This window comes from Pseudomonas sp. H3_D04, from assembly GCF_054669175.1.
The window spans coordinates 178,858-194,258 of the sequence record NZ_CP162801.1 but is presented as its reverse complement, the minus strand read 5'-3'; the positions used below and the strand labels follow the sequence as shown (position 1 = coordinate 194,258).

Sequence of the window (15,401 nt, the reverse complement as noted above, 5' to 3'; positions counted from 1 at the left end):
CCGGAGACAGGCCATGAACAGCTTCGCTTCACCGCAAACACTCACTGCCCTGCCCCTTCCACCGCGGGCGGAAGATCTCTATTCGCGGATCTTCGACGCCATTCTCGAACAGCGCCTCAATGCGTCCAGCCGCTTTACCGAAGAAAGCCTGGCGCGGATGTTCAGCGTTCGACGCAGTGACATTCGTGGCGTGCTGACGCGTCTGTCTCATCAGCAAATCATCGTCCTTCGGGCGAACCATCGGCCCCGCGTTGCCACGCTCGATGCAGAACAGACTCGGCAGACGCTGCATGCCCGACGACTGACCGAGACCACCTTGGTGCGGCTGGTCTGCCGACAACCTCGTGCGCAACCCTTGAACCGCCTGCATGCCCTGCTTGAACGCGAACGCCACTGTACAGAGCGCGGCCCGGCGATCCGGTTGTCTGGGGAGTTTCATTTGCTGTTGGCGGAAATGGCGGGAAATGCACCATTGGCGCATTTTCTTGGCAGCCTGGTGCCGCTGACTTCATTGGCGATTGCGCAGTTTGATACGCAGATGGAGGCCCCTTGCGCGTGGCATAAGGACATCATCAATGCGCTGGAGCGTGGGGATGCGGTGACTGCCGAGGCTTTGCTAAACCGCCACCTCGATATTCTTGAACAGATGTTGCTAGATCCGGTACCCATCCCTGGCAAAAATCGTGTTGCCGGTTAGATCGCCTTCACGGGCAAGCCTCGCGCCTACAAGGGCTACGCAGAACCTGTAGGAACGAGGCTTGCCCGCGAAGGCGTCATCACCGATGAACACACTCTTTCAATCCGCCGCCACCCGCGCAAACCCCTCACGGATTTTCTCTTCCGGCAAATCATCGGCAATGAACACGATCACGCTTTCGCGCGCCTCGTCCTCTGCCCAATCCGTGTCCCAGTCGAATCCGTAAAGCTTCAACACGCCCTGAAACACCATGCGACGCGGCTCGCCAACGATGTTCAGTACACCCTTGTAGCGCAGCAATTGCTTGCCATGGTCTTCCAGCAGCTCGTTCATGAACTCGCTGAGCTTGTCGATATCCAGCGGCTTGTCGGTGCGCAGCACCAGGCTGGAGATCCGGTCGATGGAGGGCGCCTTGGTCACCGGACGCAGGCTGACGCCGCCGAGGTCGGCATTCAGGTTGAAACCGCGCACGTCGAGCAATTCGGCCAGGTCGATCTTGCCGTGTTCGACCACTCGAATCGGCGCGCGACGGTTGATGCGGGTCAGACGCTCACTCAACGCGGTAAACGTCGACTCGTCCACCAGATCGCGCTTGCTCACCAGCAAGCGGTCGGCAAAACCGATTTGCGCCTGGGCGATGGTTTGCGTCAGGTGAGTGTCGGCGTGCGCCGCGTCTACCAGGGTGATGATGCCGTCGAGGATGTAACGCTCGCGCAGCTCTTCATCGATGAAAAAGGTTTGCGCCACTGGCGCCGGGTCGGCCAGTCCGGTGCATTCGATCACCAGACGGTCAAAGGCGATTTCGCCGCTGTCCAGGCGTTCGAGCAGCAGGTACAAGGCCTTGGTCAGGTCGGTGTGGATGGTGCAGCAGACGCAGCCGTTGGACAGCGTCATCACTTGCACCGGTTCATCGCCCAACAACTGGGTGTCGATACCGGCGTCACTGAATTCGTTCTCGATCACCGCGATTTTCAAGCCGTGCTCGGCTTTGAGCAGGTGGCGCAGCAGCGTGGTTTTACCGGCGCCGAGGAAGCCGCTGAGGATGGTTACCGGGATGGGAGAGGACAACTGGAATCTCCTGTTTCACAAAATTAAAAAGCAACACAAAACAAATGTGGGAGCTAGCCTGCCAGCGATGGCGGACTGTCAATCAACAGTGATGTTGAATGTTCAGCCGCCATCGCTAGCAGGCTAGCTCCCACAAGGATTGCTGTTAACCCGACAACCGGGTCAACAGCACTTCGGCCCACCCTTGCCACCGTAACGAGCCTCTTGGCGTTCCCGGAAGAACATCTCGTAGCTCATCATCGGTTTGTCCGGGTGTTTGGTTTGCATATGCTCGACGTAGTTGTCGTAGTCGGGCATGCCGACCATCAGGCGCGCGGCCTGACCGAGGTATTTACCGAGGCGACTCAGGTCATTGAACATGGTGCAATCCTCGATTACGCATCCGGCACCGCCTGGAACGGTGCTTCTTTATCCGTGCGTCCTTTGCTGCCCCAGGCGGAGATACCGACCTTGAGCGCATAGAACAGGATGCTGAAGACCACGAACAGGAACAGCGCCGTCAGCGTTGCGTTGGTGTAAGCGTTGAAGATCACGTGCTGCATCTGAGTGATGTCCTTGGCCGGGGCGAGGATCTGACCGTTGGCCAGCGCATCGCTGTATTTTTTCGCCAGCGACAGGAAGCCGATCGCCGGGTTGGCGTCGAACAGCTTGATGAAACCGGCGGTGGTGGTGCAGATCAGCAGCCACACCGCTGGCAGCATGGTCACCCAGACGTAACGCTGGCGTTTCATTTTGATCAGCACAACGGTGCCGAGCATCAGCGCGATACCGGCCAGCATCTGGTTGGAGATACCGAACAACGGCCACAAGGTGTTGATGCCGCCCAGTGGATCTATGACGCCCTGGTACAACAACCAGCCCCACATCGCCACACAACCAGCGGTCGCGATCAGGTTGGCGGTCCAGGACTCGGTGCGTTTCAGCGCCGGCACGAAGGAACCGAGCAAGTCCTGCAGCATGAAACGCCCGGCACGGGTGCCGGCATCAACGGCCGTCAGGATGAACAGCGCTTCAAACAGAATTGCGAAGTGGTACCAGAACGCCATGGTGTTTTCACCCGGCAGGACACTGTGCAGGATCTGTGCGATACCGACCGCCAGGGTCGGCGCACCGCCGGCACGGGCCAGGATCGTGGTTTCACCGATGTCCTTGGCCACCGCTTGCAGCGCTTCCGGGGTGATTGCAAAGCCCCAGCTGCTGACGGTTTGGGCCACGGTCACCACATCGCTGCCGACGACTGCCGCCGGGCTGTTCATGGCGAAATACACACCTGGCTCGATCACCGAAGCCGCCACCATCGCCATGATGGCGACGAAGGATTCCATCAGCATGCCGCCGTAACCGATGTAACGGGCGTTGACTTCGTTATCCAGCAATTTCGGCGTGGTGCCGGAGGAGATCAGCGCGTGAAAACCCGAGACCGCGCCACAGGCGATGGTAATAAACAGGAACGGAAACAGACCGCCCTTCCACACAGGGCCAGTACCGTCGATGAACTGGGTCAGCGCCGGCATCTTCAGCTCAGGCATGGTGATCAGGATGCCGATCGCCAAGGCCACGATGGTGCCGATTTTCAGGAAGGTCGAGAGGTAGTCGCGCGGCGCCAGAATCAGCCAGACCGGCAGCGAGGCGGCTACAAAACCATAACCGACCAGCATCCACGTAATCTGTACGCCAGTGAAGGTAAAGGCTTTGGCCCAGACCGGATCGGCGGCAATCTGCCCACCGAGCCAGATCGAGCCCAGCAGCAACAGCACCCCGACCACGGAGATTTCGCCGATGCGGCCCGGGCGGATGTAGCGCATGTAAATGCCCATGAACATCGCGATCGGGATGGTCGCCATCACCGTGAATATGCCCCAAGGACTTTCGGCCAGAGCTTTCACGACAATCAATGCCAGCACCGCGAGGATGATGATCATGATCAGGAAGCAGCCAAACAGCGCAATGGTCCCGGGGATGCGGCCCATTTCTTCACGGACCATGTCGCCCAGGGAACGGCCGTTGCGGCGAGTGGACATGAACAGGACCATGAAGTCCTGAACCGCACCGGCCAGCACCACGCCGGCAATCAGCCACAGCGTACCGGGCAGATAGCCCATCTGTGCAGCCAATACCGGACCGACCAGCGGCCCCGCGCCAGCGATGGCGGCGAAGTGGTGACCAAAAAGAATGTGTTTGTTGGTGGGGACGTAGTCCAGACCATCATTGTTGAGCACGGCGGGGGTGGCCCGTCGCGGGTCGAGTTGCATCACATTGTTGGCGATGAACAGACTGTAGTAACGGTAGGCAACCAGATAAATGGCCACGGCTGCAACCACAATCCACAAGGCGTTGATCGCCTCGCCTCGACGCAATGCCACGACACCAAGGGCGCACGCTCCCACGATTGCCAGCAGCAGCCAGGGTAGATGGCGTAGCAGGCTATTATTATTTTTCATTTTATGATTCCAGCCAGGGTGGACAAGAAAGACAGCCACCCCGAGTTTAGCTCGCCTGACGGCAAAGGCCATACCCCGACATTGGTCTAGAGGACTGTCCTCACTGGCAGGCTTTGACCGTGGCAGTCTATAGTCAGCGAACATCAAGAGGATTGCGCCATGAGTGAGCTCCCCGCCGATCGCCGCCGCTTCAAACGTATTGCGTTCGATGCCAGAACAGAGCTGCGCCAGGGAGAGTTCATCTGGCCGGTAAAGCTGATCGACCTGTCACTCAAAGGGCTGCTGATCGAGAAGCCCGAGCCGTGGCTAGGTAATCCGGACAAGCATTTCCTGGTCGATATTCATCTTAACGAAGACGTCGAGATCAAGATGGATGTGATGTTGACCCACGATGATCATGGTCAACTCGGGTTCGTCTGCAAACACATCAGCCTGGAATCGATTGAACGCCTGCGGCGGTTGATCGAGTTCAACCTGGGGGATCCCAAGGAACTGGAGCGCGAATTGGGCGCGCTCATAGAAGTCTGAAGACTCGACACTGATCCAATGTGAAGCGAGCCTGCTCGCGATAGCGGAATGCCAGTCGACATAAATGTTGAATGTCAGATAGCTATCGCGAGCAGGCTCGCCCCACAGGATTGTGTGCTGCCTGCGACTACTCGAACAATGCGTCGAGGGCCTGCTCCAGACGGGTCACGGCAATAATCTGCAACCCCGGCGGCGCTTCCTTGGGCGCATTGCCCTTGGGCACGATGGCGCGTTTGAAGCCGTGCTTGGCGGCTTCCTTCAAGCGTTCCTGGCCACTCGGCACCGGGCGCACTTCGCCCGACAGCCCGACTTCACCGAACACCAGCAAATCATGGGGCAGCGGGCGGTTGCGCAAACTGGACATGACCGCCGCCATCAGCGCCAGGTCGGAGGCCGTTTCCAGCACCTTCACCCCACCGACCACGTTGAGGAAGACGTCCTGATCGTGGGTCGGAATCCCGCCGTGACGATGCAGTACCGCCAGCAACATCGCCAGACGATTCTGATCCAGCCCCAGCGTGACCCGGCGCGGGTTCGCCAAATGGCTGTCATCCACCAGCGCCTGGACTTCCACCAGCATCGGTCGCGTTCCTTCCCACGTCGCCATGACCACGCTGCCGGGAACTTCTTCTTGCGCACGAGTGAGAAAAATCGCTGACGGGTTGGAGACTTCTTTCAGGCCCTTGTCGGTCATGCCGAAAACGCCCAACTCGTTGACAGCGCCGAAACGGTTTTTCACCGCGCGCAACAGACGCAGCCGTCCATCGGATTCGCCTTCGAAATACAGCACCGTATCGACCATGTGCTCCAGCACGCGCGGCCCGGCCAAGGCACCTTCTTTTGTCACGTGGCCGACCAGGAAAATCGCCGTGCCGCTCTGCTTGGCATACCGCACCAGCAACGCGGCACTTTCCCTCACCTGCGACACGCCGCCCGGTGCCGATTGCAGTTGTTCGGTGAAGATGGTCTGAATGGAGTCGATCACCATGACCTTGGGCTTTTCGACCCGGGCGGTGGCAATGATGGTTTCGATGCAGGTTTCGGTCATCACCCGCAGCTGATCCTGCGGCAGGCCCAGACGTCGGGCGCGCATGGCCACCTGCTGCTGGGATTCTTCACCGGTGACGTACAGCGCCGGCATGACTTTGGCGAGGTTGCACAAGGTTTGCAGGAGAATGGTCGACTTGCCGATGCCCGGATCACCGCCGATCAGCACCACCGAACCATCCACCAGGCCACCGCCCAACACCCGATCGAGTTCACTGGACGCGGTGGAGAAGCGCGGAATCTCTTCGACGCTGACTTCGGCCAGGGTCTTGATCTGAGCCTGCTGGCCAGTCCAACCGGTGCGACCGCTGGGTGCTGCGGCGCCGCCGCTCTCGACCATGGTTTCGGTCAGCGTGTTCCAGGCCCCGCACTCGCCGCACTGGCCGGCCCACTTGGGGAAGGTTGAGCCGCACTCGGTGCAGCCGTACATGCGCTTGGCCTTGGCCATCTGAACTCCCGGCAAAAACCGTGATGATAGCTCAGCTGACGCGGATCAGCGCGGCACCGCTGTGCGGATTTCACCGTTGGCCAGACGCGCGGCGCTGTTGCCCAACGGATCTTCGGCATTCAGGTCGGCGCCCTTGGCCTTGAGCTCATCCAGCAATTCGACTCGCTTGAACAGTCCCGCGTACATCGCGGCCGTCTGGCCAGCGCCGTTACGTTGGTCGGGGCTGCAATGGGCGGCCAACAGGGTTTTGGCGATCTGGATTTCGCCCTTGAAAATGGCGCCCATCAGGGCGGTGTTGCCGCGCTGATCCTGCGCGCAGGCGTCGGCCCCGGCCGCGAGCAAACGGTCCACGGCGGCTGTCTGGCCATGATAGGCCGCAAGAATCAGCGCGGTGTAACCCTTGCTGTCGCGGGTATCGAGGGCGTAACCGGCCTCTATGAAGGTATCGAGCATCGGCACGTCGCCACGGCGGGCGGCGTCGAAGTAGTAATTTTTCAGTTGAACCTTCAGCGCTACGGGATCTTCGGCCGGCGCGCCGAATACGCTGAAACACACGCACGACAGAAACAGCGATAGGCAAAAACGCATGGCAATCTCCTTGGTCTGACGGGACCTCGTCAGAGGCCCCGCTTTTTCAGGCAAACGCGATCAGTCCGCCAGCTTGGCCGCCAGTGCCTTGACCCGGCCCAGATCACCCTTGGCCACCTTGGTCACGCCGCTCCCGTATTCCGGGTCAGCCTTATAAAGGAAGGACAGGATGATGTGCTTGCTCTCGTCATCGGTGGTGGCCAGTGAGCCGCCGAAGCTCTCGATCAGGTCCTTGCGTTCTTTCTTGCTGAACGAGCGATACAGATCGCCGGCCTGCTTGAAGTTCTGCTCACGCTGGATCTTCGCCTGCTGCGTGCTGCCCGACAGGGCCGACTGGCTGTAACGTGCGGTTTGCGACTCGTCACGAGGCAGCAAACGGCTCGGCTGATAATTCACGCCGCTGCTGCTATGGCCGATGTTCATCGCGCCATCCTGATTACCGTTGTTCACGGCGACCTTGGGTGCATTGATTGGCAATTGCAGTGCATTGGCGCCCAGGCGATACAGTTGAGTATCGGCATAAGAGAACACCCGACCTTGTAATAAGCGATCTTCGGAAGGTTCGATGCCTGGAACAAGATTGGCCGGTGCCATGGCAACTTGTTCTGTTTCCTGGAAGACATTTGCCGGATTTCGGTTCAACACCATTTGTCCAACTTTTCGTTCAGGAACTCCGGGCCAGATTTTGGTTGCGTCCAATGGATCGAAATCAAACTTGTACAAGTCTTTAGGATTTAACACCTGGACGTACAAGTCCCATTTTGGAAAGTTACCCTTGTTAATATGAGACACCAAATCATTAGTCATATGACTGTAGTCTCGACCTTGAACGTTGGTTACTGCTTTTGGATCGAGGTTATTAATGCCCTGCAGACTTTTCCAGTGAAACTTCACGTAGCGAACTTCACCCTTGGCATTAACTAACTTGTAAGCATGAACACCGTTACCGTCCATTTCCCGATAACTGGCGGGTGTACCGGAATTGGAATACAACTCCGTCAGCGTGCGAGTGGCCTCTGGAACATGGGAAAAGAAATCGAAGCGGCGGGCATCATCGTCCAGGTTGGTACGTGGGTCCGGCTTGAAGGCGTGGACCATGTCCGGGAATTTGATGGCATCACGAATGAAGAAGGTCGGAAAATTGTTGCCGACCAGGTCCCAGTTGCCGTCCGCCGTATAGAACTTGGTGGCAAAGCCACGGGGATCACGCAGGGTTTCTGGCGAATGGTTGCCGTGGACGACCGCCGAGAAACGCACAAACACCGGCGTGCTTTGACCGCCTGCGAATACCTTGGCCTTGGTCAAGTCACTCAGGTCGTCCGTCACGGTAAAGGTGCCGTGGGCACCGGTGCCGCGGGCATGCACGACGCGCTCGGGAATGCGCTCACGATCAAAGCGTTGGAGCTTCTGGATCAGTTGCACGTCCTGTAGCAGCACCGGGCCATTGGCACCGGCGGTTTGCGAGTTCTGGTTGTCGCCGACGGCAGCACCGTTATCGCGGGTCAGGGGGGCAGCGTGGACGGAGAAGGTCAGCAGGCTGGCGGTTAATACGCCAAGGGTACGCCGATGGGGGAAAGCCCCAAGGCCAAGGGTCGAAGTCATATCAGGTTCCTCTGTTTTCAAGGCGCACTCCAAGTGCGCTGCCCAGAGGCTAGTGGCCCGGAGCGCAGAACATAAATAGAAAGAACGTAATGCGATGATTCAGAGAATTGTGTGGCTAATCAGCCTGTTAGCGCGTAGTTCGCGCGCGATTGCTGGCACTTTGCAAACTAAATGCCTGCAAATGTGTCGATAAACACGGGCATTGTAAGAAGGCGTTTCGAGCAGGACAGGATTTGCTGATTTACACTGCGTTCACCAACCTCATCTGTAACAAGGAAATAACCTATGGGCGTGATAAGTGAGTTCAAGGCCTTCGCGGTCAAAGGTAATGTGGTCGACATGGCCGTCGGTATCATCATCGGCGCCGCGTTCGGCAAGATCGTTTCATCGTTTGTCGGTGACGTGGTGATGCCGCCAATCGGCCTGCTGATCGGTGGGGTGGACTTCAGTGACCTGGCGGTTACCCTCAAGGCAGCCAACGGCGATATCCCGGCGGTGGTGCTGGCCTACGGCAAGTTCATCCAGAGCCTGATCGACTTCATCATCGTCGCCTTCGCGATCTTCATGGGCGTCAAAGCCATCAACCGTCTGAAACGCGAGGAGGCCGTTGCGCCCACCCTGCCGCCGGTTCCAACCAAGGAAGAAGAGCTGTTGAGCGAGATCCGTGACCTGCTCAAGGCCCAGAACAATCAGCCCTGAAGGCTGGTTGCGTGCAAAAGAACGGCGCCTTCGGGGCGCCGTTTTTTTTACCAGAAGTTCTCCACCGCCACTTGGCCGGGTCGTCGACTGAGGCTCAAGTGCATGTCCCGCTGCTTGAGCAGCTTGCGTGTGTCATCGATCATCTGGGGGTTGCCGCAGAGCATGACCCGCGAGTGCTCGGGCGTCAGCGCCACCCCCGCCACCCGCTCCAGTTCTCCGTTGTCTATCAGCGTCGTGATTCGCCCGTTAAGGGCGCCGGGGTGCTCCTCGCGCGTGACGGTCGCGATGAACTGCAACTTGTGCGCGTATTCGGCCAGATAGTCGCGCTGCGCCAGCCCCGCGATCAGCGCCTGATAAGCCAGCTCGCGGGCTTCCCTTACGCTGTACACCAGGATGATCCGCTCGAATTTCTCCCACACCTCAAAGTCCTGCAGGATCGACAAAAATGGCGCCACGCCGGTGCCAGTGGATAGCAACCAGAGATCACGACCGTCGACGAAACGATCCAGCGTCAGGTAGCCGAAGGCCTGACGGTCCACCAACAGCGTATCGCCGACCTCCAGCCGACTCAGTTCGCTGGTGAACTCCCCGCCTGGCACCACGATGGAAAAGAACTCGAGAAATTCGTCATGGGGCGAGGAGACCATTGAATAGGCGCGCCATACCGTGCTGCCATCGGTCCGGGTAACGCCCAACCGGGCAAATTGCCCCGCCCGAAAACGAAAACCGGGGTCTCGGGTGGCCCGCAACGTGAACAGGTTGGGGGTCAACGGCTGAACGTCGGTCAGGGTCTGGCGAGTGAATTTTTCTGCGCTGGCGGTCATGGGGTGCTCCATTCAACAGATGCCCCAGTGTCCCGCAAAGCGAGTGATGTAAACACCGGTGATTTGTAGTGGCTTTAGACGAGGCACCCATGTCCTGGGGTTACTGATGCGATTGTAAGTGCCCCTCCTGTCACACTAACCAAAGGGTACAACACAAAATTCAATAGAAGCATTAGGTACCACATATAACGTTTGTTAATCCTGACTAAGAACCAGTTATTTACTTTTCAACCTTTTCAAGAGCAAAAAAATTGCAGCCTGTTCGTAGGAATACTCCTACACTCGTGACGTGCCGGATTTCGGATCCAATGTGCACCCCCCAGATACCCCGTATGGAGTTACGCCAATGGAAATGTGGAAGGAATCACGTTTAAGACAGATATCTGAAGCGAGAGACGTTGGAGATGCCTATGAGATATCACTGGATTTCGTCAAAAGCCTTGGCTTTAATTTTTGTGCATTTTCAATCACTTCTCACTTACGAGGCCCACACTTCGATAGAGTGAATTTCAACAACTACCCAAGTGGCTGGAACGCGGAATATGAACAAAATCACTTCAGAGAAATAGACCCAGTAGTAGCTCATTGCAATCATTCAACAATGCCCATTTTATGGGAAGAGAAGGTTTATTCGAATACACCAACGCTGTGGCAAGCACAGAAACAACTCGGTTTGCAGTATGGCTGGTCGCAATCGCTCCATGGCGACAACGGGCTGCGCAGCATGCTCAGCCTGGCAAGAAGCGACTGCCCCATCACCCCCTATGAATGGTATGAAAAACTGGGCTACACGATGTTCATCAGCAACCACCTGCATGGGCTCGTCGCTAAAAAATTGCCTGATCGCGTGAAGGATTACTGCAAACCGCATTTATCGGCACGCGAGATCGAGATATTGAAACTGTCAGCCGATGGCAAAACCGCCTACGAGATAGGCATCATCCTGTGCATCACTGAACGCACCACAAATTTTCATATTCACCGAGTGATAATGAAACTGGGCGTCAACAACAAGCTTGCGGCAGTGGTCGCAGCCACCAGGGCGTGCTTGATCTGAGCAGTACACCCCTAATAACCAGGAGGAAAAACCTGCGGGTAATCCAAAAGAAAAAAACGTACCATTTGCGGCTCCTCCAGAGTGTTGACGAATGCACCATTACGTCGCAGTCCACTCGGACGGCCCCGCCCGCTACAACGCTTCAGGCAGCGGGACACCACACCCGTTGACTACCCAGAGCCCCGCCTCATGCCCCTGCTCGAAACGCCCTTCGCCCAACTCGATCTGATCCGTCAGCCAGAACAGCAGAACGAACCACTGCAAGCTTTCGATGCCGCAGACGAGTACATGCTCAATTATCTGGCCGAGCAGCAACCGGCCGCGGACACCCGAGTGCTGGTGCTCAACGATAGCTTCGGCGCGTTGGCCGCGAGCCTGGCGGGGCACGTTGTGGTGACCAGCAGCGGCGACTCGTTTCTGGCCTTCCAGGGCCTGGAAAAGAATCTGATCCGCAACGGCCAGGCCTTCGATGCCGTGCCGAGCGTACCGGCCAACGAAGCCTTTGCGGGGCCGTTTGACCGCGTGTTGATCCGGGTGCCGAAAACCCTGGCCTTGCTGGAAGAGCAACTGATTCGCCTGCAAAGCCAACTGGCCCCGGGTGCTCAGGTGATTGCAGCAGCGATGGTCAAGCATCTGCCCCGTGCCGCCGGTGATCTGCTGGAGCGTTACATCGGCCCGGTGCAAGCCTCGTTGGCGGTGAAAAAAGCCCGGCTGCTGATCGCAACGCCTGAAGCCAAAAGCCCAGCCGTGTCCCCCTACCCTTCACGCTATCAACTCGACACACCGGCGATCGAACTGCTGAACCACGCCAATGTGTTCTGCCGCGAAGGGCTGGACATCGGCACTCGAGCATTTCTTCCACACTTGCCACAGAACCTCGGGACAGCGCGCGTTGCCGATCTCGGTTGTGGTAACGGCGTACTGGCAATCGCCAGCGCTCTGCAAAACCCTGAGGCCCATTACACGCTGGTGGACGAGTCATTCATGGCGGTGCAATCGGCCGCCGAAAACTGGCGCGCAGCACTGGGTGATCGTGACGTGATCGTCCGCGCCGACGATGGCCTGGCCGGACAAGAACCGCAATCGCTGGACGTGGTGCTGTGCAATCCACCGTTTCACCAGCAACAAGTCGTAGGCGACTTTCTCGCCTGGCGGATGTTCCAGCAAGCGCGCGAAGCTCTGGTAACCGGCGGTGCGCTGTACATCGTCGGCAACCGTCACCTGGGTTACCACAGCAAGCTCGCGCGGCTGTTCCGTGGCGTCGAGCAAGTGGCGGCCACGCCGAAATTCGTCATTCTCAAAGCCCGCAAATAATCGCAGGTAAAAAAACCCTCCGTGACAGGAGGGTTTGAATCCGTGCCGCAAGGCAACGGGGATGGGAATGTCGGGTGTTTCAGTGCGTGGACAGACCTGCGGCGTTCATGAACATGCGCATCAGGCTGGCCACGATAAACAGGGCCCCCACGCTACCGACCCAAATCAAGGCCAACCAACCGAGCCGCTGCCAAAGCGGTTTTTTCTCTGCCGCCTTGATTTCCTCCAGGGAATGTTTGCCAGCCATCATCTTGACCTCCTCTGAAACGGCGCAGGTTCAAGCCCTGCGCCATTGTCGTGTGCGCTAGTGATAACCGTCTTCGTGGGTCACCTTGCCGCGGAACACGTAGTAGCTCCAGAAGGTGTAACCCAGGATGAACGGGATGATGAACAGCGTACCGACCAGCATGAAGCCCTGGCTTTGCGGCGGTGCAGCAGCGTCCCAGATCGAGATCGAAGGCGGTACGATGTTGGGCCACAGGCTGATGCCCAGACCGCTGTAGCCGAGGAAGATCAGCACCAACGTCAGCAGGAATGGCGTGTAGTTCGCATTGCGGGCCACGGCGCGGATCAGACCGTACATGGTCACCAGCACCAGGATCGGTACCGGCAGGAACCAGAACAGGTTCGGCAGGGTAAACCAGCGAGCCGCGATCTCGGCATGGGCCAACGGGGTCCAGATACTGACGATACCGATCACCGCCAACACCACGAACGCCAACGGCCGCGCCAGATCATGCATCTGCTGCTGCAACTTGCCTTCGGTCTTCATGATCAGCCAGGTGCAACCCAGCAGCGCATAAGCCACCACCAGCGCGAGGCCGCAGAACAGGGTGAACGGTGTCAGCCAGTCCAGTGAACCACCGGCAAACTGGCGATTGACCACTGGCAACCCATCGATGAATGCCCCCAGGGCCACCCCCTGGAAGAAGGTTGCAGCAATCGAACCACCGATAAACGCCTTGTCCCACAGATGACGCTTGTGGTCCTTGGCCTTGAAGCGGAACTCAAACGCCACGCCCCGGAAAATCAGCCCGATCAGCATGAAAATCAGCGGCAGGTACAGCGCCGAGAGCACCACCGAATAGGCCAGCGGGAACGCGCCGAACAACGCCGCGCCACCCAGTACCAGCCAGGTTTCGTTGCCGTCCCAGACCGGGGCGACGGTGTTCATCATCACGTCACGGTCGGTCTTGCCCGGGATGAACGGGAAGAGAATCCCGATCCCCAGGTCGAAGCCGTCCATGACCACGTACATCATGATGCCGAAGATGATGATCACGGCCCAGATCAGCGGAAGATCAATACCCATGACTCAAATCTCCTTGGTCAGGCTGGGATCGTGGTCGTCGTCGGCGGAATCGTCGGCGGCGGACAGCGGACGAGCCGGCGTGCGCTTCTTGCCTGGACCACCTTCGGGCGTTTCCTTGCCTTCGTCGATCTTCGGCCCTTTGCGCACCAGGCGCATCATGTAGCCCAGACCGGCACCGAACAGCGCGAAATACACCACCACGAACAGGACCAGCGTGATGCTCATCTGCAGGAAGCTGTGATTGGAGGACGCGTCCGCCGTGCGCATCAGCCCATAGACCACCCACGGCTGACGGCCGATTTCAGTGGTGAACCAGCCCGCGAGGATTGCAATCAGGCCGGATGGGCCCATCCACAACGCCAGATATAGGAACGGACGCGAGGTGTACAACTTGTCACTCTTGCGCAGCCACAGGCTCCACAATCCTGTGAAGATCATCAGCATGCCCAGACCCACCATGATCCGGAACGACCAGAACACAATTGTGGAATTCGGCCGGTCTTCAGGCGGGAAGTCCTTGAGCGCCGGCACTTGCTTGTCCAGGGAATGGGTCAGGATCAGGCTGCCCAGGTAGGGAATTTCTACCGCGTATTTGGTCCGCTCTTCTTTCATGTCGGGCCAGCCGAACAGGATCAGCGGGGTCGGCTCATCGCCGTGATTTTCCCAGTGACCTTCGATCGCAGCGATTTTCGCCGGCTGGTGCTTGAGCGTGTTGAGCCCGTGAAAGTCACCGATGACCGCCTGAATCGGCGCCACGATCAATGCCATCCACATGGCCATCGAGAGCATGGTGCGGATCGCCGGGTTGTCCTTGCCGCGCAGCAAATGCCAGGCCGCGGAAGAGCCGACGAAGAAGGCAGTCGCGACGAACGCGGCCGTCGCCATGTGCATCAGACGGTAGGGGAATGAGGGGTTGAAGATCACGGCGAACCAGTCGGTGGGAATGACCTGGCCATTAATGATTTCGAATCCTTGCGGGGTCTGCATCCAACTGTTGGAGGCGAGAATCCAGAAGGTCGATATCAGCGTGCCGATGGCAACCATGACCGTGGCGAAGAAGTGCAGGTTGCGCCCGACCTTGTTCCAGCCGAACAGCATGACGCCGAGGAAACCGGCCTCAAGGAAGAACGCTGTGAGGACTTCGTACGTCAGCAACGGCCCGGTCACGGAACCGGCGAAATCCGAGAAGCGGCTCCAGTTGGTGCCGAACTGATACGCCATGACCAACCCGGACACCACACCCATGCCGAAGTTGACGGCAAAGATCTTCGACCAGAAATGGTACAGATCGCGGTAAGTGTCGTTGTTCGTCTTCAGCCACAAACCTTCGAGTACCGCCAGGTAACTCGCCAGGCCAATGGTGATAGCCGGGAACAGGATGTGGAACGAGATGGTGAACGCAAACTGAATTCGGGCGAGATCAAGCGCCTCCAAACCGAACATAAGTCTTCCTCTGTCAGGTAATACCGGCTGAAGGCTTGCGGCCTGCACCCACTGCCCCCACGGATATGGAGTGTGGCGAATTAGAATTCGTTCTTTTTTTACAAACGTCACAACGTAGGGAGTCTGGCCATCTGGCCACCGGATCATTTCCACAAGGGTCTTGATCTGGATCAAGCAATGGTTAAAAGAGTAGTCCCATTTTTGACGATGGACGGTGTGGTCTTTTGCCGCGTGACAGGTTGCCTCATAGCTCTACTCATGAACTGAAACACATTACCGGTGAGAGCGAGCCGGCTCGCGAAGCAGTGTGTCAGGCAGCAGAGGTGTCGACTG

15 protein-coding genes are annotated in these 15,401 nt (G+C 58.2%); 5 read left to right on the top strand and 10 right to left on the bottom strand.

Annotation, left to right across the window (positions count from 1 at the left end; translation table 11 throughout):
• Positions 1–13 precede the first annotated feature (13 nt).
• Positions 14–697, top strand: a complete 684-nt coding sequence (locus AB4N91_RS00940) for a GntR family transcriptional regulator (RefSeq protein ID WP_154913051.1) — start codon at positions 14–16, stop codon at positions 695–697.
• 99 nt (positions 698–796) lie between these two features.
• Here AB4N91_RS00940 and yjiA read toward each other — a convergent pair whose 3' ends face one another.
• From yjiA to AB4N91_RS00925, 3 genes are all read right to left on the bottom strand, one after another.
• Positions 797–1,765: a GTPase gene (yjiA, locus tag AB4N91_RS00935; RefSeq protein ID WP_010467496.1), complete on the bottom strand. Its 969-nt coding sequence runs from the start codon at positions 1,763–1,765 to the stop codon at positions 797–799.
• 162 nt (positions 1,766–1,927) lie between these two features.
• The gene (locus AB4N91_RS00930) at positions 1,928–2,125 is read right to left on the bottom strand and encodes a YbdD/YjiX family protein (protein WP_010467494.1); all 198 of its coding nucleotides are present in this window, start codon (positions 2,123–2,125) and stop codon (positions 1,928–1,930) included.
• Positions 2,126–2,139: 14 nt separating this feature from the next.
• On the bottom strand, positions 2,140–4,206 hold the full coding sequence (locus AB4N91_RS00925) for a carbon starvation CstA family protein (RefSeq protein WP_077749404.1): 2,067 nt from the start codon (positions 4,204–4,206) through the stop codon (positions 2,140–2,142).
• Between the two features lie 159 nt (positions 4,207–4,365).
• Here AB4N91_RS00925 and AB4N91_RS00920 point away from each other — a divergent pair, with 159 nt between their 5' ends.
• Positions 4,366–4,734: a PilZ domain-containing protein gene (locus tag AB4N91_RS00920; RefSeq protein WP_200667053.1), complete on the top strand. Its 369-nt coding sequence runs from the start codon at positions 4,366–4,368 to the stop codon at positions 4,732–4,734.
• 127 nt (positions 4,735–4,861) lie between these two features.
• Here the strand turns inward: AB4N91_RS00920 and radA are convergent, their stop codons facing one another.
• Genes radA through katB form a run of 3 tightly spaced genes read right to left on the bottom strand, consistent with a single transcriptional unit; the run spans position 4,862 to position 8,419 of the window.
• Entirely contained in the window at positions 4,862–6,229 is a 1,368-nt protein-coding gene (gene radA / locus AB4N91_RS00915; protein WP_010467488.1) for a DNA repair protein RadA, read from the bottom strand.
• A gap of 45 nt (positions 6,230–6,274) precedes the next feature.
• Positions 6,275–6,817: an ankyrin repeat domain-containing protein gene (locus tag AB4N91_RS00910; protein ID WP_154913053.1), complete on the bottom strand. Its 543-nt coding sequence runs from the start codon at positions 6,815–6,817 to the stop codon at positions 6,275–6,277.
• A gap of 60 nt (positions 6,818–6,877) precedes the next feature.
• A complete protein-coding gene (gene katB / locus AB4N91_RS00905; RefSeq protein WP_010467484.1) occupies positions 6,878–8,419 on the bottom strand; it encodes a catalase KatB in 1,542 nt (513 codons plus the stop codon).
• A gap of 285 nt (positions 8,420–8,704) precedes the next feature.
• Between katB and mscL the strand changes: the two genes are divergently transcribed.
• A complete protein-coding gene (gene mscL / locus AB4N91_RS00900; RefSeq protein WP_010467482.1) occupies positions 8,705–9,118 on the top strand; it encodes a large-conductance mechanosensitive channel protein MscL in 414 nt (137 codons plus the stop codon).
• Between the two features lie 47 nt (positions 9,119–9,165).
• Here the strand turns inward: mscL and AB4N91_RS00895 are convergent, their stop codons facing one another.
• Positions 9,166–9,942 (bottom strand): ferredoxin--NADP reductase, encoded by a 777-nt coding sequence (locus tag AB4N91_RS00895; RefSeq protein ID WP_010467481.1) that lies wholly within the window; start codon positions 9,940–9,942, stop codon positions 9,166–9,168.
• 346 nt (positions 9,943–10,288) lie between these two features.
• Here AB4N91_RS00895 and AB4N91_RS00890 point away from each other — a divergent pair, with 346 nt between their 5' ends.
• Both AB4N91_RS00890 and AB4N91_RS00885 read left to right on the top strand, forming a co-directional pair.
• The gene (locus AB4N91_RS00890) at positions 10,289–10,999 is read left to right on the top strand and encodes an autoinducer binding domain-containing protein (protein ID WP_460112030.1); all 711 of its coding nucleotides are present in this window, start codon (positions 10,289–10,291) and stop codon (positions 10,997–10,999) included.
• A gap of 189 nt (positions 11,000–11,188) precedes the next feature.
• Complete coding sequence (locus AB4N91_RS00885; RefSeq protein WP_169858202.1) at positions 11,189–12,313, top strand: methyltransferase; 1,125 nt, start codon at positions 11,189–11,191, stop codon at positions 12,311–12,313.
• Positions 12,314–12,392: 79 nt separating this feature from the next.
• Here the strand turns inward: AB4N91_RS00885 and AB4N91_RS00880 are convergent, their stop codons facing one another.
• From AB4N91_RS00880 to AB4N91_RS00870, 3 genes are read right to left on the bottom strand one after another with little or no spacing between them, the layout of a single operon-like run.
• A complete protein-coding gene (locus AB4N91_RS00880) occupies positions 12,393–12,560 on the bottom strand; it encodes a DUF2474 domain-containing protein (RefSeq protein WP_010467474.1) in 168 nt (55 codons plus the stop codon).
• Positions 12,561–12,617: 57 nt separating this feature from the next.
• Positions 12,618–13,625 (bottom strand): cytochrome d ubiquinol oxidase subunit II, encoded by a 1,008-nt coding sequence (gene cydB / locus AB4N91_RS00875; RefSeq protein WP_010467472.1) that lies wholly within the window; start codon positions 13,623–13,625, stop codon positions 12,618–12,620.
• Positions 13,626–13,628: 3 nt separating this feature from the next.
• Positions 13,629–15,068 carry a cytochrome ubiquinol oxidase subunit I gene (locus tag AB4N91_RS00870; RefSeq protein WP_102599721.1) on the bottom strand — a complete coding sequence of 480 codons (1,440 nt, stop codon included), beginning with the start codon at positions 15,066–15,068 and terminating at the stop codon, positions 13,629–13,631.
• Between the last annotated feature and the right edge of the window lie 333 nt (positions 15,069–15,401).

Coding starts and splice junctions, on each gene's coding strand:
- mscL (WP_010467482.1), top strand. CDS start 8,705: ATGGGCGTGATAAGTGAGTTCAAGGCCTTCGCGGTCAAAGGTAATGTG.
- AB4N91_RS00885 (WP_169858202.1), top strand. CDS start 11,189: ATGCCCCTGCTCGAAACGCCCTTCGCCCAACTCGATCTGATCCGTCAG.
- cydB (WP_010467472.1), bottom strand. CDS start 13,625: ATGGGTATTGATCTTCCGCTGATCTGGGCCGTGATCATCATCTTCGGC.
- AB4N91_RS00930 (WP_010467494.1), bottom strand. CDS start 2,125: ATGTTCAATGACCTGAGTCGCCTCGGTAAATACCTCGGTCAGGCCGCG.
- AB4N91_RS00940 (WP_154913051.1), top strand. CDS start 14: ATGAACAGCTTCGCTTCACCGCAAACACTCACTGCCCTGCCCCTTCCA.
- radA (WP_010467488.1), bottom strand. CDS start 6,229: ATGGCCAAGGCCAAGCGCATGTACGGCTGCACCGAGTGCGGCTCAACC.
- AB4N91_RS00895 (WP_010467481.1), bottom strand. CDS start 9,942: ATGACCGCCAGCGCAGAAAAATTCACTCGCCAGACCCTGACCGACGTT.
- AB4N91_RS00880 (WP_010467474.1), bottom strand. CDS start 12,560: ATGGCTGGCAAACATTCCCTGGAGGAAATCAAGGCGGCAGAGAAAAAA.
- katB (WP_010467484.1), bottom strand. CDS start 8,419: ATGACTTCGACCCTTGGCCTTGGGGCTTTCCCCCATCGGCGTACCCTT.
- AB4N91_RS00910 (WP_154913053.1), bottom strand. CDS start 6,817: ATGCGTTTTTGCCTATCGCTGTTTCTGTCGTGCGTGTGTTTCAGCGTA.
- AB4N91_RS00870 (WP_102599721.1), bottom strand. CDS start 15,068: ATGTTCGGTTTGGAGGCGCTTGATCTCGCCCGAATTCAGTTTGCGTTC.
- AB4N91_RS00925 (WP_077749404.1), bottom strand. CDS start 4,206: ATGAAAAATAATAATAGCCTGCTACGCCATCTACCCTGGCTGCTGCTG.
- AB4N91_RS00920 (WP_200667053.1), top strand. CDS start 4,366: ATGAGTGAGCTCCCCGCCGATCGCCGCCGCTTCAAACGTATTGCGTTC.
- AB4N91_RS00890 (WP_460112030.1), top strand. CDS start 10,289: ATGGAAATGTGGAAGGAATCACGTTTAAGACAGATATCTGAAGCGAGA.